This window comes from Streptomyces sp. NPDC040432, from assembly GCF_055595445.1.
Window position 1 is genome coordinate 153224 of the sequence record NZ_JBVIVP010000006.1, and the last position, 19099, is coordinate 172322.

The window sequence follows — 19099 nt, forward strand, 5'->3', positions numbered from 1 at the left end:
CGAAGGAGCGACCCGGACCGAGCGGCCCGGACCGAGCGGTCGACGTCCGGGCCGTGTCCCCCGCGCCGGGGGACACGGTGCGGGCGGAGCCGAAGAACATTCCGGTCGCGTCGCGCAGGGCCACCACCTGCCCGTGGGCACCGTTCGCCTATTCTGCGGGGCATGAGCGAACGAGCCGATCAGCAGGCCCCCTTGCAGCCCATGCCCACCGACTGGCGGCGCGCCCTCGCGGTGGTCGCGCACCCGGACGACCTGGAGTACGGCTGCGCGGCGGCCATCGCGGACTGGACGGACGGTGGCCGCGAGGTCGTCTACGTGTTGGCCACGCGGGGCGAGGCGGGCATCGACACCATCGCCCCGGCGGAATGCGCCCCGCTGCGCGAGGCGGAGCAGCGGGCGAGCGCGGCCGTCGTCGGCGTGTCCACGGTCGAGTTCCTCGACCACCACGACGGGGTCGTCGAATACGGCCTGGACCTGCGCAGGGACATCGCGGCGGCCATCCGACGCCACCGCCCCGAGCTGGTGATCACCCTCAACCACCGGGACACCTGGGGCGGAGCGGACGGCGGCGGCTTCTGGAACACGCCCGACCACCGGGCGGTCGGCCGGGCCACCCTGGACGCCGCCGCCGACGCCGGCAACCGGTGGATCTTCCCGGAGCTGATCTCCGAGCAGGGCCTGGAGCCGTGGAACGGGGTCCGCTGGGTCGCGGTGTCCGGGTCCGTCACGCCGACGCACGCCTCCGACGCCGGCCCCGGTCTGGAGCGCGCCATCAAGTCGCTGCTGGAGCACAAGGCCTACATCGAGGTGCTGACGGACCAGGACCCCGAGGAGTACGTGCGCTCGTTCCTGACGGGCAACGTCCAGCAGGCCGCGGTCCGCTTCGACGGCCGTCCGGCAGTGCCGTTCGAGGTCTTCCCCCGCTGATCCGCGCACCCTAGTCTGACGGTACGTCAGATGTGGGTGGGTGCTTCGACGGGGACGGGGCGGGACACGGTGATCGACACCATCGGCACGGAGATCGGCGAGGGTGCGCAACGCATCCGGCTCGACGTCGAGGACTCGGTCGCGGTCCTCACCCTGTGCCGCCCGGACAAACTGAACGGCTGGAGCTGGGAGTCCACCCGCCAGTTGGGCCTCCTCGCGGACCGGATCCGGTTCGATCCCTCGGTGCGCGCCGTCCTGCTGCGGGCCGAGGGACGGGCCTTCTGCGCGGGCATCGACGTGACCGCCCCCGGCGGAGCCATCACGGGCGGGTCGGCCGCGGAACGGACCCGCAACTACTACGAGGGCATCCGCTGGGTCCACGAACGCTTCGCGGTCCTCGCCCGGCTCCCGCAGCCGGTCGTCGCCGCCGTCCAGGGCTACTGCCTCGGCTTCGGCTTCGAGCTGGCGCTCATGGCCGACGTCCGGGTGGCCTCCGAGGACGCCGTCTTCGCCCTCCCCGAGGCCCGGCTGGGCGTGGCCGTCGACGCCGGAGGCGACCTGCGCATCGCCCGTGAGGCCGGCGCGGGCTGGGCCAAGTACCTCGCCCTGACCGGCCGTCGGATCGACGCGGCCACCGCGGAGCGCCTCAACCTGGTCCAACTGGTCGTGCCCGAGTCCGAACTGGAGGCGACCTCGCGCACGCTGACCGCCGAGATCGCGGCCAACGCGCCGCTCGCGGTCCAGGGCATCAAACGGGCTGTCGACTCCTTCGCGGACGCCGCCCTGCCCGCCGCCCTGGACCGGGTCGCCATGACCGCGGCCCTCACCCTCACCTCCGACGACTGCCGGGAGGGTTACGGAGCGGGCGCCGCGCACCGCCCCCCGCAGTTCAAGGGGACGTGAGGACGGGCCGGGTGGAGTACCGCTCGCACCGGGCCCGGTCGTCCGGCCCGTGCGCGGATTCGGCCGTCCCCGCGTGCCGGCCCCGGCGGGTCAGTGCCCGAAGGGCGGACGCCCCAGCTGGTCGCGCAGCGGGACGACCTCGGGGCTGACGAGGCTCCGGCGCTGCCAGTTGGCGCCGTCGACGACGAGGGTGTGCCCGGTGACGAAACGGGCGTAGGGGGAGGCCAGGAAGGTCGCGGCCCAGCCCAGTTCACGGGGAACGCCCACCCGCAGGGCGGGCTGCCGGGCGTCCTTGGCGCCGGGGGCGGCCCGCTCCAGCCCACCGCGGATGTCCTCGGTCATGTCCTCGTGGGGGAACAGCCCGGGGACGAGGCCGTTGACCTGGATTCCGTAGGGGCCCCATTCGACGGCGAGGGTCTCCACCAGGTTCTTCACGCCGGCCTTCGCCGCGGCGCTGTGGGCGAAACCGGGGCCGCCCGTCCAGGCGTACGAGGCACCGATATTGACGATCGACCCCGGGGTGCCCGCCGCGAGGTGGCGGCGACCGAACTCGCGGGTCATGAACCAGGTGCCGGTCAGGGTGGTGTCGACGACGGCCCGCCACGCGTTGGGGGACAGGTCCTCCGCCGGGCAGGGGAAGTTGGCGGCGGCGTTGTTGACGAGGACGTCGGGGAGGGCGAGCGCCGCCTCCGAGGCGTCGAAGACGTCCGCGACCCGTTCGGGGTCGCGGATGTCGCAGACGGCGGCCGTCACCCGGCCCGCCCCGGGGACGGCGGCCAACTCCCCGCAGGCCGCCGCCAACTGTTCGGAGCGACGGCCCGCGATGACCAGATCGGCGCCGAGCCGGGCGAACTCGGCGGCGATGGCCCTGCCCAGCCCCGACCCGCCACCCGTCACGAGGACGACCTGCCCCGCGTAGGTACCGGGGGGCAGCGCGGCGGATCCGGGCGGGGGAGGCGCGGGCAGGCCGCGCGGCTGGTTGTCCATGCGCCCATCGATAGCGTGCGGACGCTCGGATCACCATGCCCGTGACGGGCCGGACCGGATCCGGGACCTCCCTGGTCCCGCCGCGCCCGCCGGGTCGTCATCCGCCGCACGGTGTCGGGTGGCTCCGACGCCCGACCGTCAGGGCTGGGGGATGGTCGCCTGCCGTGACGCGCACGTCCACACGAGCAACCCGTTCGTGGCCGGCGACCATTCGGCTCCGGCGACCCGGTCGTCGCCCGACACCGCCGTCGCCTCGCCGTGCGCCCCGGCCGTCGGCGTGGGGAGGGCCTTCACCGGGCCGTTGCCGGTCCAATGGGCGGCCTGGGTGGGCTTCGGGTAGGAGTAGTCCTCCCAGGAGTAGGCCGTGCCCACCATCACCCGGCCGGTCGGACTGATCCCGCTCGTCAGCAGTTCGGTCTGACCGGGCAGGTCGGGAACCGCCGCGGGGGCGGCCGTGTACGGGCTCCGCCACAGGTGGGCGACATCGCGCCGGACGTCGCGCCAACCCTCCGATTCGTGGCCCACGACCGTGCCCGCGCTGTCGATGCCCGTCGGAACGGTCGTGCGGAAGTAGTCGCCCTCGCTCACCGGCGTCAGCCCCTGCGCGGGCCCGCCGCCGGCGGGCCACACCACGGGGAAGGAGCGGTGGACGATCCCGTCCTGCGTCTCGTGCTGCAGGAGGGCGGAGCCCAGGATGTCCCCCCGCCCGTTGATGCCGTTGACCTCGGTGATCCGGGTCCGGGAATCGGTGCCCGGCGGGAGTTCCAGGGTGCGGACGGGCTGCCCGTTCACCCACTCCTTGGCGACCGTGCCGTCCAGGCCCGCCACGCGGCCCGAGTCATTGACGAATGCCTTGCCCTCGTACGGTGACGGGGCCGGTGCGCTCAGCAGCCGTACGGCCGGCGCGCCCTTCCGGTAGGTGAACAGCACCCGGTTGTCGCTGTTCGCCTGCTTCAGGGTGCCGGCCATCAGCCCCTTGGAGTTGACCGACCGGACCTCGCCCGTGGCGTACCCGGCGGGCAGCGGCACCGCGTGGACGCGGGTGCCCTGCCAGTACGCGGGACGCTGCTTCGAGGTGCCGACCGCCAGGTCGCCGGAGCCCAGCGCGTTCACCCGGTCGCCGAAGGAACCGCCGGCCGGCCCGTCGGGCAGGGCCTGCAGACGTAGGACGTCGGGCTTGCAGAGCGGAGGCGCCGCGGCGGCCGGACCGCCCGCCGTGATCAGCCCCGCCAGAGCGACCGCGGCCCCCGCCGCTGCCGTCATGCGCTTCATTCGATTCCCCCCGGGTCGGGTGACGTACCACGCCATGTCATGACGCGTACGGGTCACATGCTGCCCGCAGAGACGTCGTGCGCTGGCCGGAAGGATGCCCACCGTTTCGGGAACGTCCGGATTTCGCCCCGGACGGGCCGGTTCCCAAGAGTGCAAGCGACCGCTTAGTATGCCGCCGAGCATGGTTCCTCGACGGCGGCTGGAGGCCCCGGATGCAGGCATGGCGCGTACACACCCACGGAGAGCCCCGCGAGGCCATGCGCCTCGAAGAGGTTCCCGAACCCGTGCCCGGCGAGGGCGAGGTGAGGCTCAAGGTACTCGCCGCCAACATCAACTTCCCCGACGCGCTACTGGCTCGCGGGCAGTACCAGATCCGGCCCCCGCTGCCCTTCACCCCCGGCGTGGAGATCTGCGGAGAGACCGAGGACGGCCGTCGCGTCATCGCCAACCCGAGCCTGCCCCACGGAGGCTTCGCCGAATACGTCACCGCCCCCGAGCGGGGCCTGCTCCCGGCCCCCGAGACCCTCGACGACGCCGAAGCGGCGGCCCTGCACGTCGGCTACCAGACCGGCTGGTTCGGTCTCCACCGCCGCGCCCGCCTGCGGAGCGGCGAGACGCTCCTCGTGCACGCCGCGGCCGGCGGCGTCGGCAGCGCCGCCGTCCAACTCGGCAAGGCCGCCGGAGCCACCGTCATCGGCGTCGTCGGCGGCAAGGCCAAGGCGCTCATCGCCGAGGAACTCGGCTGCGACCTCGTCATCGACCGCACGGACGAGGACACCGCCGGGATCGCCGCCCGGGTCAAGGAGTTCACCGGCGGACACGGCGCCGACGTCGTCTACGACCCCGTCGGCGGCGACGCCTACAACGCCTCCGCCAAGTGCGTGGCCTTCGAGGGCCGCATCGTGATCGTCGGCTTCGCCGGCGGCACGGTCCCCACCCCCGCCCTCAACCACGCCCTCGTCAAGAACTACGCCGTCCTCGGCCTGCACTGGGGCCTGTACGCCACCAAGGACCCCGCGGCCGTCCTCGCCTGCCACGGCGAACTCACCCGCCTCGCCGCCGAAGGCGCCATCAAACCCCTGATCAGCGAACGCGTCCCGCTCGCCGACGCCGCCGACGCCGTACAGCGCCTCGCCGACGGCACCACGACCGGCCGGCTGGTCGTCGTACCCGCCCTCCACGGAGGCACCCGATGACCGTCACCGCAGCCGACCTCGCCGCCCGCACCGACGAACTCCTCGCCAACCACCCGCCGGCCACCGCCACGCCGATCGACTTCCTGCGAGCCCGCTTCGACGCCGGCCTCGCCTGGGTGCACTACCCCGAGGGACTCGGCGGCCTCGGCGCGCCCCGCGCCCTCCAGGCCGCCGTGGACGCCGCGTTGGAAGCCGCCGGAGCCCCCGACAACGACCCGCGGCGCATCGGCATCGGTCTCGGCATGGCCGCGCCCACGATCCTCGCCTACGGCACCGACGAGCAGAAGGCCCGCTTCCTGCGCCCCCTGTGGACCGGCGAGGAAGTCTGGTGCCAGCTCTTCAGCGAGCCCGGCGCCGGCTCCGACCTCGCCGCGCTCGGCACCCGAGCCGTCCTCGACGAGGAACACGGCGAATGGGTCGTCGACGGGCAGAAGGTGTGGACCTCCAGCGCCCACACCGCCCGCTGGGCCATCCTCATCGCCCGCACCGACCCCACCCTGCCCAAGCACCGCGGCATCACCTACTTCCTGTGCGACATGCACGCCCCCGGCGTCGAGGTCCGGCCGCTGCGCCAGATCACCGGGGAGGCCGAGTTCAACGAGGTGTTCCTCACCGGCGTCCGCATCCCCGACGCCCACCGCCTCGGCGCCGTCGGCGACGGCTGGGCGGTCGCCCGCACCACGCTGATGAACGAACGCGTCTCCATCGGCGGCATGCGCATCCCCCGCGAGGGCGGCATGATCGCCCCCGTCGCCGCGGCCTGGCGCGAACGCCCCGCCCTGCGCACCCACGCCCTGCACCAGCGGCTCCTCGAACTGTGGGTCGAGGCCGAGGTGGCCCGCCTGACCGGCGAACGGCTGCGCCAGCAGCTCTCCGCGGGACAACCCGGCCCCGAGGGCAGCGGCATGAAGCTCACCTTCGCCCGCCTCAACCAGGAGATCAGCGGCCTGGAGGTGGAACTCCTCGGCGAGGAGGGACTGCTGTACGAGGACTGGACGATGCGCCGGCCCGAAACCGTCGACTTCACCGGCCGCGACGCCGGATACCGCTACCTCCGCGCCAAGGGCAACAGCATCGAGGGCGGCACCAGCGAAATCCTCCTCAACATCGTCGCCGAACGCGTTCTCGGCCTGCCCGCCGAGCCGCGCGACGACAAGGACCTCGCCTGGAAGGACCTCTCCCGATGACGGCCGAGCGCGCCCCCTTCGACCTGCTGTACTCCGAAACCGAGGAGGAACTCCGTTCCGCCGTAAGGGACCTGCTCGCCGACCGGTGCGACGCGGCGACCGTCCTCGCGCGCGCCGAGACCGGCCGGCCCCACGACCCGCAGCTCTGGCGCACCTTGGCCACCGGGATCGGAGCCGCCGGACTCCTCGTTCCCGAGAAGCTCGGCGGCCAGGGTGCGAGCCACCGGGAGGCCGCCGTCGTCCTGGAGGAACTCGGGCGCCGGGTCGCCCCCCTCCCGTACCTCACGAGTTCCGTCCTCGCCACGGAGATCCTGCTCGGCTGCGACACCTCGACCCCCGAAGTCGCCGCGCTGCTCGGGGAACTCGCCTCCGGACGGCAGGTCTGCGTACCGGCCCTGCCGCTGACCCTGGCCCCGGGAGCCCCGTTGCCGGAGCCCGCGCGGGACTCCGGGGGAGGCGTGCTGACGGGCAGGATCACCTCCGTCGCGGACGCCGGGGCCGCCGATGTCCTGCTGGTCATCGCCGACACCGGACTCCACTCCGTCCCCGCGGCCTCCGCCCGCCTCACGGCGTCCGTCCCGCTGGACCTGACCCGTCCCCTCGCCGGAGTGACCCTCGACGGCTCGCCCGGCACCCTGCTCGCCGACCCCGCCACCGCCCGCGCGGCCGTCGCCGGCGCCCTGCTCGGCGGAGCCGGCCTGCTCGCCTCCGAACAGCTCGGAATCGCCGAGTGGTGCCTGACGGAGACCGTCGGATACGTGCGCGGCCGACACCAGTTCAACCGACCGGTCGGCTCCTTCCAGGCCCTCAAGCACCGCCTCGCGCGGCTGTGGCTCGACGTGGCCTCCGCCCGCGCGGCGGCCAGGGCCGCCGCAGACGCCCTCGCCACCGGAGCCGCGGACGCGCCCCTCACGGTCGCCGTGGCCCAGGCCCACTGCTCGGGCGTCGCCGTCCGGGCGGCCGAGGAGTGCGTCCAGCTCCACGGCGGCATCGGCATGACCTGGGAGCATCCGGCCCACCTCTACCTCAAGCGGGCCAAGGCGGATTCGCTGGCGCTCGGTACGGCCGGCCACCACAGGGGTCTCGTCGCGGACTTCGCGGAGCTCCCGGCTCCGTAGGCCCGGCGGTGGGATGCGTCTCCCCCGGGTGGGGGAGACGCATCCCCCGAGCGGGGGTCGTGGCCCTTGCCGGTGGTGTCCGAGAGTGGGATCACTGCCGGAGGAGGGGGACCCGATGGACGGGTGGGACAAGGCCGGGCGGATCGCGGCCCACGGGGCCGCGCTCGCGCTGACGCCGTACCTGGTGATCAAGGTCGTGTGGGTGGCCGGGGCCCTGGCGGGCGCGCTGCCCGTCGGCCAGGGCCTCGGGTTGGCCGAATGGGTGGTGCTCAACACCGTCACCGTCGTCATGGCCGCGACGGGGATCGTCATGTCCCTCGCGCTGGTGCGGCCCTGGGGGATGCGGATGCCGTTGGCGCCCGTCGCGTTCTGCGCGTGGGTGGGGTCGGGATTCCTCGTCTCCCTCCTGCCGTTCGGCGTGCTCTCGACGCTCCTGGAAGCGGGCGGGGACCCGGGCGGTTCGGGCGGTGGTGGGTCCGGAGGGGAAGACCCCGTCATGCCGCGCTGGGAAGGGCTTCTCCTCCAGGCCAGCCTCCTGGGGGTGGGGCTGGGCCTGACCCTCGCGGTCCCCGCGTATCTGCGGCGCCGCCGGCCGGCTGCCTTCTCCGGGCGCGTCGGCGACGGCCCGCGCAGCTCACCGCCGTGGGGAGCCGTCCTCGGCGCGCTTGTCGGCCTGGTCTGGCTCCACTGGGCGCTCGGCGGGACGATCGGCGTCGCACACCCGGACCGGCGGACCACCGACGGTTACGTCCTCGGTGCCATCGGTGCCTTCTGGGCGTTCACCGGCTCCGCCGCCGTCTGGACGCTCGCACGGAGCCGTCCGGCCGGGCTGCCCCGCGGGGTGCCCCTGGTGCTCGGCTGGATCGGCTCCGGCTCGCTCTTCGCGTGGAGCGCGTGGAAGCTGCCACTCACCCTGTACGCGGCAGTGGCCCTGCCCCCGGACCTCATCCCGCCGGAGCATCCCGCCGTCTCCTGCACGGTGCACCTGGCCGCCGTGCTGGCGGGCGCGGCCATGCTCCGCACCCTGACGCACACCCGCATACCGTCCCCGCCCGCCGATCCGCCCGCCGTCGATCCTCCGGCCACCGATCTCCCGGCTCACGATTTCCCGGCGGCGGACACCGCGAGGTCGACGGCGGGACCGGGCGCGACACGGCTCGGCTGAACCTGGCCGGGGGTGCGGGCCCCGGAGGCGGAGCACGGGACGGCGCGACGTTTGGTCGGGGCACGCTCGGCGGTCGAAGGAGGGCGGGAGCGGCACCACGGCCGACGGGGCGTTCGGCGAAGGTCCGCGCAGCCTCGACGAGTCGCCCGGCCGGCCGCTCGACGAGTCGCCCGGCCGTTGGAGGGTCCGCCGCAGCCCGCCGGCACCGCGAAGGAGACGCCGTGCCGCACGCCCTCCCCGGGCCTCCACCGGGCCGGAGCCCCGCACCGGGGCCGGCGGGTGCCTCGCCTCGCCCTCAGGTCGGCCGCTGACTCCCGCGGACTCCGCCCGCCCCGCCCGCGAGGGAGCCGGGGCCGATCCCTATCCTCACCGCATGACGCACCGTACGACGGCCGCCATCACCCGGCTCTCCGCCCCCGACCTGCGCGCCCACCGCGACGAACTCGCCGCTCTCCTCGTCGACATCGTCGAGGGCGGCGCCTCCCTCGGATTCCTCTCCGGCCTCGACCACGCGGGCGCCGTCGACTGGTGGGACTCCCTGGCGCCCTCCGTCGAGGACGGCTCCCTCGCCCTGTGGATTTCCCGTGGCGCGGACGGCGCCCTCGACGGCACCGTCGCCTGGTACCGCGAATCGAAGCCCAACGGCCGTCACCGTGCCGAACTGCGCAAGCTGATGGTCCATCCGGCCGCCCGTGGCCGCGGCACGGCCCGGGCGCTGCTCGCCGAGGCGGAGGCGCAGGCCGCCCGCGCCGGAGTGGTGCTGTTGTTCCTCGACACCGAGACGGGCAGCGGTGCCGAGCGGGTCTACCGCTCGGCGGGCTGGACCGAGGCCGGCACCATCCCGGACTACGCCACCGACCCCGAGGGCCGACTGCGCCCGACCACCCTCTTCTACAAGCACCCGAAGGACGACGAGCCGGAGAGGTGACCTCGCCCGCCGCTCCGCGTTAGACCCCGTAACGCGGACCACAGAGCGAGGGAGACCGTATGTACGCAAGCCCCGGCGCCGCACCACCCACCCGTCGCGCGTTCCTCCGTACGGCCTTCACCGCGGCCGTGGTCGCCGGGACGGCCGCTGCCGTGGCTCCCGTACTGCGGGCCCGGCGCCCCCGCCAGACGTTGACCCCGGCCCCCCTCGCCGAGGAGACGTACCGCGGCAGGCACATCGCGATCGACCCGGTCTCCGCGACGGTCCGCATCGACGGGCGCCCCCTGCACGTCATGCGCCGCGCAGACGGCAGTTACCTGAGCGGGATCAACCACTTCCAGTCCTACGGGACCCCGATGGAGCTGGCCCGGGCGGCCGTCGACGAACTGGGCACGACCCAGTTGGCCCTCGCGGCCCCGCACCACGGCTGAGGGACGGGAATCGGGAATCGGGAGGAGCCCCTTGTACACCCGGCAGAACCAGAAGAACCTGACCAGTGCCCAGAAGAAGCGCTTCACGGCGGCCGTGCTGGAACTGAAGCGCAACGGCACCTACGACGCGTTCGTGCGCACCCACGACAAGTACTTCGTCCCGGACCGGGACCGCAAGCTCCGCGTGGGCCACATGTCCCCGTCGTTCTTCCCCTGGCACCGGCGCTACCTGCTGGAGTTCGAACAGCAGCTGCGGACCGTCGATCCGGGGGTCTCCGTCCCTTACTGGGACTGGACGACCGACACCAGCCCCGTCTCCTCGCTGTGGGCGGACGACTTCCTCGGCGGGACCGGCCGGGAGAGCGACCGGCGGGTCATGACGGGCCCCTTCGCCTACGACCGGGGCAACTGGACGGTCACCGTCGGCGTCACCGAGGCCCGCTTCCTCACCCGTAACCTCGGCCGCCCCGGGAACCCGATCACCCTGCCGACGGCGGCGGAACTCCAGTGGGCCCTCGACGACCCGGCCTACGACACCTCGCCGTGGGATTCCACCGCCACCGCCGGCGGCTTCCGCAACAAGCTGGAGGGGTGGGCCGCCCCGAAGAGCGAACGCTGGCGCAACCACAACAAGGTCCACCAGTGGATCGGCGGGCACATGACCGGCGGGACGGCCCCCAACGACCCGGCCTTCTGGCTGCACCACGCCTTCGTCGACCTGATCTGGGACCGCTGGCAGCAGAAGCACCCCCGCTCCGGCTACCTGCCCGCCGCCCCCCTCGGCTACGGCGATCTCCAGCGCGGCAGGGTCATCGCCCTCGACGAGCCGATGCCCCCCTGGGACGTCACCCCGCGCGAGATGCTCGGCCACCAGGGCACCTACCGCTACGAATGACCCCGCTCGGGGGCCCGACGCCGCACACGCGAAAGGCCCCCGGCCGTAAGCCGGGGGCCTTGACCAGTGGGGCGCGATCAGCCGCCGTAGCCCTCGGTGTGGTGCTCGCTGTGGTGCTCGCCGCCACCCGAGGCGTTGACGCAGGTGTTGCCGAAGGCCGGGTTCAGCAGGGCGATCACGTTCACGGTGTTGCCGCAGACGTTGACCGGGACGTGAACCGGAACCTGGAGCAGGTTGCCCGACAGAACACCGGGGGAGCCGACCGCCGCACCGTGCGCTCCGGCATCGGCGACGGCCAGACCCGCACCGGCGACCACGGCGCTACCGGTGACGGCGGTGATGGCGAATGCCTTCGCGATACGCGACATCAAGATCTCCTCGTGAAACGTGGGGCGCCGCAAAAGCTGCGGCATTTGACATGGCATACAACGCTGGGACCGCCGAGTGGTCACGGCTCCGGGGCCTAACCGGTGACCGTAAAACGGGCGGAAGCGAAGTACGGACGTACCTGAGTGACCGTTCCCGGCCTCAGTTCTGCCACCGCGACGCCCTTGCAGCCGGGCTCGCGGTAGAGCGTGGCGGTGCCCCGCGTCCGGTTCGTGACGGCCCGGGAACCGCCGCCCTCCGCCTCCACGCAGCCCTTCGGCGCGGTCAGCCCGTGGACCTGATCGTCCTGGCCCACGTACTGGAAGTCGGGACCGGCCGCCAGGGCGGGACCGGTCGCACCCGCCGCGGCCAGCAGCAGGAGGGGAAGGAGACCGTTGAGGGCGCGGGGCCCGAGAATCGCTCGCATGGCCGGTCAACCCGGCGGGGCCCCGCCGGGGTCACGCCTTGTCACCCGTTGGACGGCTGTGCGACCGTGCCGCAAGGTGTGACGTGCAGGGACAACACCGGCCGCCGCACGACGGTCCACGACGGTCCACGACGGTCCACGACGGGACGGACGGCCGACGGACGGCGCCACCGCCCCGACTGGCCCCCGGCGGCACGGCAGGCACGAGGGACATCAGGAGGGACGCATGAACGCAGCGGCGGGTGGAGAAAGGCCCCGGGCCGTCACCGGACGGGGCGTCGTCGAGGGCCGCCGCGAGGCCGGCGGGACCGCGGTGTTCCGCGGCATCCCCTACGCCGCCCCGCCGGTCGGCGCCCTCGGCTTCGCCGCCCCCGCGCCCCCGGCGCGCTGGGACGGCGTACGGGACGCGGGCGCGTTCGGGCCCACCGCCCCCAAGGTCCCCTACCCGCCGAAGTTCGCGGCGCTGCTCCCCGACCCGGAGATCCCCGGCGAGGACTGCCTGAACCTCAACGTGTGGAGCCCGGACCCCACCCCCGGGGCCGGACTGCCGGTCATGGTGTGGATCCACGGCGGCGCCCACAGTCGCGGCTCCTCCGCCGTGCCCGTCTACGACGGTTCGGCGTTCGCCCGTGACGGTGTCGTCCTGGTTTCGATCAATTTCCGGCTCGGCGTCCTCGGCTACGGCCTCTTCCCCGACGCCCCCGCCAACCGCGGCCTCCTCGACCAGATCGCCGCCCTGGAGTGGGTCCGGGACAACATCGAGGCGTTCGGTGGTGACCCGAACCGGGTCACCCTCTTCGGCGAGTCCGCCGGGGCGATCAGCATCGGCGCCCTGCTCGGAGCCCCCCGGGCGTCCGGCCTCTTCGCCCGGGCCGTCCTGCAGAGCGGCGCCCCCGAGGCGACGCCCCGTGAGAAGGTGCGCGCGATGGTGCGCCGGATGGCGTCCCTGCTCAAGGTCCCGGCCACCGCCTCCGCCTTCACGGCGGCCGGGACACCCGCCCTGCTCGCCGCGCAGGCGGCGGTGCTGCGCCGCTCCTCGCCCGTGCTCGGCGGCCCCGCCTTCGGCCTGGTCACCGACCCGGACTCGCTCCCCGTCGACCCGCTGGAGGCCGCCACCGGCTCGGACGTACCGCTGCTGCTGGGCTGGACCGCGCAGGAGCACCGACTCTGGCTCGCTCCCACCGGCGGCATGCGGTTGCTGGACCGGCTCGGTCCCTCGGCCGTGTCCCTGGCGCGCGTCCGCAGCGGCAAGGACCGTGCCGCCGTACGGGCGCTGCGCGCCGCGCATCCCGGGGCCGGACCGGCCGACCTCGCCGGGCAACTGCTCACCGACCGGATCCTGCGCGACCCCCTGAGACGGCTCGCGGCGGCCCCCCGGCGGGCGCCGAGCCACCTGTACGAGTTCCGCTGGAGCAGTGGCGTCCCGGGCCTCGGTGCCTGCCACGCCCTGGAGCTGGGCTTCGTGTTCGACACGCTCGGGGCCCCGGAGTCCTCCTGGCTGGCCGGGCCCGACGCCCCGCAGGCGCTGGCCGACGAGATGCACGCGGCCTGGGTGCGCTTCGCGGTCTCGGGGGAGCCCGGCTGGGAGCCCTGGGACGGCGTCGGCCCGCCGAAGGGGTTCGGCGGGCCGGAGCGGGAGGAACGGGGTGTGGGACCGGACGCCGGAGCCGTGCTCACCCCGTAGGGCTCGGCGGGGCACCCGCTATTCGACCGGGCCCTCCATGACCTGGCTGATGAACTGGATCGGGCCCTCGCCCATGTTGGGCACGTACGTCTTGGCGTTGTGCTTGCCGCCGGGTATGACCTTCAGGCTGGTGTGGATGGGGCCCTTGCCGTAGGTGGCGACGAACTTCTGGACGTCGGGCAGGGTCTTCTTGTTGCTTTCGCTGTCCCCGACCTGGAAGGCCAGGTAGACCTCCGGGCCCTTCTTGTCGATGAGCTGTTTGGCGAGCAGCTCGGGGTTGTTCTCGGCCTTCTCCTTGTCGTGGCCCTTCCACAGGGAGGAGTCCGGGACGACGTCCGGTCCGGAGGCGATCACGGCCTTGAACTTGTCGGGGTGCTTGAGGACGGCCTTCAGGCCCGCGAACCCGCCGGTGGAGGAGCCCATGAAGGCCCAGCCGTCACGGGACTTCACCGTGCGGAAGTTCTCCCGCATGAGGTCGGGGACGTCCTCGGTGAGCCAGGTGCCCATCTTGGGCTGGCCGGGGATGTCGGAGCCGTCCCAATAGACGCCCTTGTCGTCCGGGCCCGGGTTCAGCACCGGCATGGCCAGGATGAAGGGTTTGCTCTTGCCCTCGGAGTACCACTTGCTGATGCTGGTCTGGAGGCCGAGGTCGGTGCCCATCCAGTAGTTGCTCGGGTAGCCGGCGCCACCGGGCAGGGCGATCATGACGGGGAAGCCGCTCTTGGCGAACTTGGGGTCGTCGTACTCCTTGGGCGCCCACACCCAGACCTTGCCCGTGAACCCGGACTTCTTGCCGGTCACCGTGGTCACCGCGACGTGAGTGCCGTCGCCCAGGGTCATCGAGTTCTTGAAGTCGGCCGCCGGACCGGTGGGCATGGACATCTTCGAGTTCGCGGCGGCCTTCGCGCCGCCCTTGCCGGTCGGGCCGCCGAAGGACACGGCCTTGCCCTTGTCGGTGAACGGGGGTATCTCGAAGTGGTTCATCACGAGCGCCGCGATGCCCGCGAGGGCCAGGACGGTGGTGCCCGCGATCACCCAGCGCCTGACCCGCGACGTGCGGCGGGGCGGCTCCTCCTCGTACGGCGGCTCGTACCCCCCGTACCCCTGGTACCGGTCCTCCTGCCCGTGGCCCTGCTGTCCGTAGCCCTGCTGTCCGTGGTCCTGTTGGCCGTACGGCCCGGGCGGGTCGTGGGGAGGTCGGGCCTGCGGCTGCCGGGCGTACTGGGGCTGACCGTAGGGCGGCTGCGGCTGCGGCTGCGGCTGCGGCTGTGGCGGCTGCCCCTGCGGCCGGTACGGCGGCTGGTGCGGCCCGTCGGGTGAGTACGACATGTGCGGTGGCTCTCCGGCTGTTGCTGGCCCCGTCGGGGGGTGGACGCTTCCGTTCGAATGATGAACGAAAGATCCCGGGGGTTCCGCATTTTCCCTTCTCTTGGGATTCCGGAGGGGAGGCCATTGCCAACGACCCCGTCGTCCGCCGGCAAGGGGGCCGGGGACGACGGGGTCGGAGGTGGGTCGAGGGGCGGGATCGCCCGGTGCGGCAGGACCGTTACGCCGGGATCAGCGTCTTGCGGCGCCGTTTGCGGGGCGTTGCGCCCGAGATCCGCAGTTCGATGACCGACCGGACGGTGGGCCACTCCTCGTCGAGCACCGAGTAGAAGGCCGTACTGCGCACCGCGCCGTCCAGTCCCCGCGAGTGGGCCCGGCGGACGCCTTCGCAGGTGAAGCCGAGACGTTCCATCGCGGCGCGCGAGCGGCCGTTGCGGGCGTCGGCCCGGAGCGAGATCCGGCGCACACCCCACGTCTCGAAGGCGTGTCGGAGCATGAGCAGTTTCGCCTCGGTGTTGATCCCGGTTCCCTGGGCGCTCGGGGACAACCAGGTGTTCCCGATCTCGGCCGCGTCGGGGATCGCGGTCGCCGGATCACCGAAGGGAACCCCGGGAACGGCGGGCCACACCAGCGGACCTTGCCAGTAGTCGAGTTCGAGGAAGCGGGTCGAACCGACGACCCGCCCATCCGTGGCTCTGACCACGGCAAACGCCAGCGATCGACCCGCCGCCTGATCGGCGAGCGCGCGTTCGATGTACTCGTGGGACGCCTGCAACCCGTGCGGCACGGGAGTGAAGGCGTAAGTCGTACGATCCTCGGCCCCGGCCAGGGCCAGGGCCTCGGTGTGGTGGGGGGCGAGGGGCTCCAGCCGCGCGGAGCGGCCGGCGAGGAGTACGGGTACGGGCACGGAGCCTTCGGTCCTTCTGGGCGGTGGGGTGGTTGCACAGTCTGCGCTCCTGACGTCACCCCCCGCGCAAAACGCGAGTGAAAGGCAACGGGCTGTCAGGTGAACGCGAGTGGCTCAATGTAGCCCCTTAAAGTCCTCTCATGAACCCCCAATTCGGCAACGACGCGACACTGATTTTCGACGACTTGGGTCCCCGCGACGGAGAGCCCGTGATCCTGATTCACGGGCACCCGTTCAACCGGTCGATGTGGGCCCCACAAGCGGCGGCGCTGACTGCCGCCGGCTACCGAGTGATCATGCCTGACCTGCGGGGATACGGGGAAAGCCCGGTCAGCCCCGGCAAGATCCTGCTCGCCGACCTCGCGGACGAACTCGCCGCGCTGCTCGACCGCCTGGGCATCGAACAGGCAGTCGTCGGCGGTGTGTCCATGGGTGGGCAGATCGCGCTGGAGGTCAGGTTGCGCCACCCGGGTCTGGTACGGGCCCTCGTGCTCTGCGACACCTCCCCCGCCCCCGAGACCGAGGACGGCAGGAAGTTCCGTCTGGAGGTCGCCGAGCGGCTCCTCGCGGAGGGCATGGAGCCGTATGCGAACGAGGTCATGGACAAGATGCTGGCGCCTTACAACGTGATCGGCCTGCCCGAGGCGGCCGCGCGGGTGAGGGCCATGATGTGCTCCACCGATCCGGAGGGTGCGGCGGCCGCGTTGCGCGGGCGGGCCGAGCGGCCCGACTACCGGCCCGTGCTGCGGGCGCTGCCCGCCACGGTCCCCTGTCTCCTGCTGGTCGGGGCCGACGACGTCTACACCCCGGTCGCGGAGGCCGAGGGGATGTGCGAGCTCGCCCCGCACGCCCGGCTCACCGTGATCGAGCGGGCGGGCCACCTGCCCGGTGTGGAGCGGCCCGACGCCGTCAACCGCGCGCTGTTGGAGTTCCTCGCCACCCGATGAGCGGCCGGCCGCGGGCCGCCCCGGGTCTCCCGGTGGCCGCGTGCCCGCGGATCAGGGCCTTTCGGCGTGCGCCCGGGTGCCCAATGGCGCCCGGGCGCACGGGCGTGCCGTGTCAGTCTGTCTGGAGGGTGGTGCGCAGCCGGTAGCGGTCCCCGCTGTACTCCACCGTCGACAACAACAACGGCCGCTGATCACGTGTGTACACGGTCTGGCCCAGGACCAGGACGGGCGCGCCCCGCGCGATCGCGAGGTGCCCGGAGAGCGGTTCGTCGGCGGTGCGTGCCTCGATGGTGGCCTCGGCGCGCTCCGGCTGCACCCCCCATCGCCGCAGCTCCTCGAACAGCGACGCCGTCGTGAAGTCCGTCCCGGTCAGGTCGGGTGCCAGGTCGGTGACGAGCAGGGTCCGGTCGAGGGCGATCCGGACGTCGTTGAGGAGCCGTACGCGCTCCAGGCGCATCAGGGGCGTCCCGGCCGGGACGCCGAGCCGCTCGGCGTCGTCCAGGGACGCGGCGACCGTGTCGTGGCGCAGCACGATGGAGCCGGGGCGCATGTGCTTGCGGCGGGCGGTGGCGGTGAAGGACTCCAGGTCCTTGGGCCAGTCGCGGGCGGGAGCGGGCGCCGAGCGGGCGGCGACGAACCATCCGCGTCCGTGCGAGGAGGTGACCAGGCCCAGTTCCACCAGATGGGCCAGTGCCCGGCGCAGGGTGACGCGGGAGACCTCCAGTCGGGTGCAGAGCTCGCGCTCGGGCGGCAGCCTGCTCCCCTCGGACAGGCCGCGCCGGGCGATCTCCTCGCGGATCCGGTCGGCGGCCCGGGCCCAGAGGGGCTCGGCCCCACGGGCGGGATCGGTGGCGGGAGCGGCGTTGTCGGTCATGACCGCGAGAATACCACTTGCTACCAGTTGGTCTGGGACTGAAGTCCCGAAGGCTGGGGGACCTTGGGAGGCTCTTCGCTCCCCACCGGTAGACCACAGCAGACCACTATTGACCACTTAAAAACCACTCACTACCTTCGGGATCGTCCCCATCATCCGCTCGACGAGGAGTTCCGCGATGAGTACGGCCAGCGCTCCGGCCGCCCCGCCCGCCGCCCGCAAGAAGCCGGCCCGGATCATGCCGGTCATGCAGCGCATCGGCCGCAGCCTGATGCTGCCCGTGGCCACGCTGCCCGCCGCCGCCCTGCTCACCCGGCTCGGTGGCGACGACCTGCTGGGCCGAGAGAACTTCCCGCTGATCGTGCGGAAGCTCGCCATGGTGCTGGCCGCCGCCGGAGACGCGGTCTTCGCCAACCTGCCGCTGCTCTTCGCGGTCGGCGTGGCCATCGGGTTCGCGAAGAAGGCCGACGGCTCCACCGCCCTCTCGGCGGTCGTCGGATATCTGGTCTTCAAGGCCGTACTCGCAAGCCCCGCCTTCCCCCACGGCGCCGACGGCGAACCCCTCGACGCCAAGGTGCTCGGCGGCATCGTCATGGGTCTCATCGCGGCCCTGCTCTACCAGCGCTTCAGCCGCACCAAGCTGCCCGATTGGCTCGGCTTCTTCGGCGGCCGACGTCTGGTCCCCATCCTGAGCGCCTTCGCGGGCGTCGGCATGGGAGTGGTGTTCGGCGTGGTCTGGCCCACCGTCGGCAACTGGTTCTTCCACTTCGGTGAGTGGCTGGTCGGCACCGGCGCCTGGGGGGCCGGCATCTTCGGCCTCGTCGTCCGGGCCCTCATCCCCATCGGGATGCACCACTTCTTCTCGTTCTTCCCCTGGTTCGAGGCCGGCACCTTCGTGAACCCGACCACCGGCGCCGAGGTCCACGGGGACATCCACCGCTTCCTCGCCGGGGACCCGACCGCGGGCCAGTTCATGACCGGCGGCTTCCCGATCTACATGTTCGCGCTCCCCGCCGCCGCCATGGCCATCGCGCACACGGCACGCCCCGAGAACCGCACCATGGTCAAGGGCATGATGATCTCCGTGGCCCTGACGTCCTTCGTCACCGGAGTCACCGAACCCATCGAGTTCGCCTTCATGTTCGTGGCGCCCGTCCTCTACGCGATCCACGCCGCCCTCTTCGGTGTGTCCATGGCCCTCTGCTACGCCCTGGGCATCCGCGACGGCTTCGGCTTCTCCTCCGGAGCCATCGACTACGTCGTCAACTTCGGCATCGCGACCAAGCCGCTGCTGCTCATCCCCATCGGCCTCGCCTTCGCGGCCATCTACTACGTGATCTTCCGCTTCGCCATCGTCCGGTTCGACCTGCCGACACCGGGACGCGAACGCGATCCGGACGCCGAGCCCGCCAAGGACGCCGAGCCCGCCGAGAGCGCCGGGGGCGTCGAGCCCGCCGGGAGCACCGGGCACGTCGAGCCCGCCACGAGCCCCGGGTCCGGCAGGAGCGACGCCACCACCTGAGCACCGCCTCCTCCGCCCGCACCGCCACCCCGCCCCG

At 72.9% G+C, this 19099-nt stretch carries 19 protein-coding genes; 12 read left to right on the forward strand and 7 right to left on the reverse strand.

From position 1 onward, the window contains the following. The first annotated feature begins 162 nt into the window (after positions 1-162). Both ACZ58N_RS15955 and ACZ58N_RS15960 read left to right on the forward strand, forming a co-directional pair. Positions 163-927: a PIG-L deacetylase family protein gene (locus ACZ58N_RS15955; protein WP_471159483.1), complete on the forward strand. Its 765-nt coding sequence runs from the start codon at positions 163-165 to the stop codon at positions 925-927. Positions 928-996: 69 nt separating this feature from the next. Further along, positions 997-1830, forward strand: coding sequence for an enoyl-CoA hydratase/isomerase family protein (locus tag ACZ58N_RS15960; RefSeq protein ID WP_471159485.1), 834 nt, complete (start codon positions 997-999; stop codon positions 1828-1830). 90 nt (positions 1831-1920) lie between these two features. Here the strand turns inward: ACZ58N_RS15960 and ACZ58N_RS15965 are convergent, their stop codons facing one another. Both ACZ58N_RS15965 and ACZ58N_RS15970 read right to left on the reverse strand, forming a co-directional pair. Beyond that, a complete protein-coding gene (locus ACZ58N_RS15965) occupies positions 1921-2817 on the reverse strand; it encodes an SDR family oxidoreductase (RefSeq protein WP_471159487.1) in 897 nt (298 codons plus the stop codon). 138 nt (positions 2818-2955) lie between these two features. Then, a complete protein-coding gene (locus tag ACZ58N_RS15970; RefSeq protein ID WP_471159489.1) occupies positions 2956-4080 on the reverse strand; it encodes a hypothetical protein in 1125 nt (374 codons plus the stop codon). 221 nt (positions 4081-4301) lie between these two features. Between ACZ58N_RS15970 and ACZ58N_RS15975 the strand changes: the two genes are divergently transcribed. The 7 genes from ACZ58N_RS15975 (at position 4302) to ACZ58N_RS16005 (ending at position 11009) form a co-directional block, all read left to right on the forward strand. Further along, positions 4302-5285 carry an NADPH:quinone oxidoreductase family protein gene (locus ACZ58N_RS15975; protein ID WP_471159491.1) on the forward strand — a complete coding sequence of 328 codons (984 nt, stop codon included), beginning with the start codon at positions 4302-4304 and terminating at the stop codon, positions 5283-5285. Then, positions 5282-6472 carry an acyl-CoA dehydrogenase family protein gene (locus tag ACZ58N_RS15980; protein WP_471159493.1) on the forward strand — a complete coding sequence of 397 codons (1191 nt, stop codon included), beginning with the start codon at positions 5282-5284 and terminating at the stop codon, positions 6470-6472. The genes ACZ58N_RS15975 and ACZ58N_RS15980 overlap by 4 nt, the downstream gene beginning before the upstream one ends. Then, positions 6469-7590 (forward strand): acyl-CoA dehydrogenase family protein, encoded by a 1122-nt coding sequence (locus tag ACZ58N_RS15985; RefSeq protein WP_471159495.1) that lies wholly within the window; start codon positions 6469-6471, stop codon positions 7588-7590. The genes ACZ58N_RS15980 and ACZ58N_RS15985 overlap by 4 nt, the downstream gene beginning before the upstream one ends. Positions 7591-7705: 115 nt before the next feature. Beyond that, positions 7706-8755, forward strand: coding sequence for a hypothetical protein (locus tag ACZ58N_RS15990; protein WP_471159497.1), 1050 nt, complete (start codon positions 7706-7708; stop codon positions 8753-8755). A gap of 373 nt (positions 8756-9128) precedes the next feature. Further along, positions 9129-9683, forward strand: coding sequence for a GNAT family N-acetyltransferase (locus ACZ58N_RS15995; protein WP_471159499.1), 555 nt, complete (start codon positions 9129-9131; stop codon positions 9681-9683). A gap of 59 nt (positions 9684-9742) precedes the next feature. Further along, the gene (locus ACZ58N_RS16000; RefSeq protein ID WP_471159501.1) at positions 9743-10114 is read left to right on the forward strand and encodes a tyrosinase family oxidase copper chaperone; all 372 of its coding nucleotides are present in this window, start codon (positions 9743-9745) and stop codon (positions 10112-10114) included. A 31-nt stretch (positions 10115-10145) separates the two neighbouring features. Continuing rightward, positions 10146-11009, forward strand: a complete 864-nt coding sequence (locus ACZ58N_RS16005) for a tyrosinase family protein (RefSeq protein WP_389705643.1) — start codon at positions 10146-10148, stop codon at positions 11007-11009. 77 nt (positions 11010-11086) lie between these two features. Here the strand turns inward: ACZ58N_RS16005 and ACZ58N_RS16010 are convergent, their stop codons facing one another. Then, entirely contained in the window at positions 11087-11377 is a 291-nt protein-coding gene (locus ACZ58N_RS16010; protein ID WP_471159503.1) for a chaplin, read from the reverse strand. 95 nt (positions 11378-11472) lie between these two features. Next, entirely contained in the window at positions 11473-11802 is a 330-nt protein-coding gene (locus ACZ58N_RS16015; RefSeq protein WP_471159505.1) for a hypothetical protein, read from the reverse strand. 226 nt (positions 11803-12028) lie between these two features. Here ACZ58N_RS16015 and ACZ58N_RS16020 point away from each other — a divergent pair, with 226 nt between their 5' ends. After that, the gene (locus ACZ58N_RS16020) at positions 12029-13486 is read left to right on the forward strand and encodes a carboxylesterase/lipase family protein (RefSeq protein WP_471159507.1); all 1458 of its coding nucleotides are present in this window, start codon (positions 12029-12031) and stop codon (positions 13484-13486) included. Positions 13487-13504: 18 nt separating this feature from the next. On the opposite strand, the gene ACZ58N_RS16025 is transcribed toward ACZ58N_RS16020, so the two are convergent. Beyond that, complete coding sequence (locus ACZ58N_RS16025; protein WP_471159509.1) at positions 13505-14815, reverse strand: alpha/beta hydrolase; 1311 nt, start codon at positions 14813-14815, stop codon at positions 13505-13507. 217 nt (positions 14816-15032) lie between these two features. Further along, a complete protein-coding gene (locus tag ACZ58N_RS16030; protein WP_471159511.1) occupies positions 15033-15719 on the reverse strand; it encodes a GNAT family N-acetyltransferase in 687 nt (228 codons plus the stop codon). 140 nt (positions 15720-15859) lie between these two features. Here ACZ58N_RS16030 and ACZ58N_RS16035 point away from each other — a divergent pair, with 140 nt between their 5' ends. Further along, positions 15860-16666: an alpha/beta fold hydrolase gene (locus tag ACZ58N_RS16035; RefSeq protein ID WP_471159513.1), complete on the forward strand. Its 807-nt coding sequence runs from the start codon at positions 15860-15862 to the stop codon at positions 16664-16666. A gap of 112 nt (positions 16667-16778) precedes the next feature. Here the strand turns inward: ACZ58N_RS16035 and ACZ58N_RS16040 are convergent, their stop codons facing one another. Next, a complete protein-coding gene (locus ACZ58N_RS16040; RefSeq protein WP_471159515.1) occupies positions 16779-17540 on the reverse strand; it encodes a GntR family transcriptional regulator in 762 nt (253 codons plus the stop codon). 178 nt (positions 17541-17718) lie between these two features. On the opposite strand from ACZ58N_RS16040, the gene ACZ58N_RS16045 reads away from it, so the two are divergent. Further along, on the forward strand, positions 17719-19062 hold the full coding sequence (locus ACZ58N_RS16045) for a PTS transporter subunit EIIC (protein ID WP_471159517.1): 1344 nt from the start codon (positions 17719-17721) through the stop codon (positions 19060-19062). Positions 19063-19099: the final 37 nt, after the last annotated feature.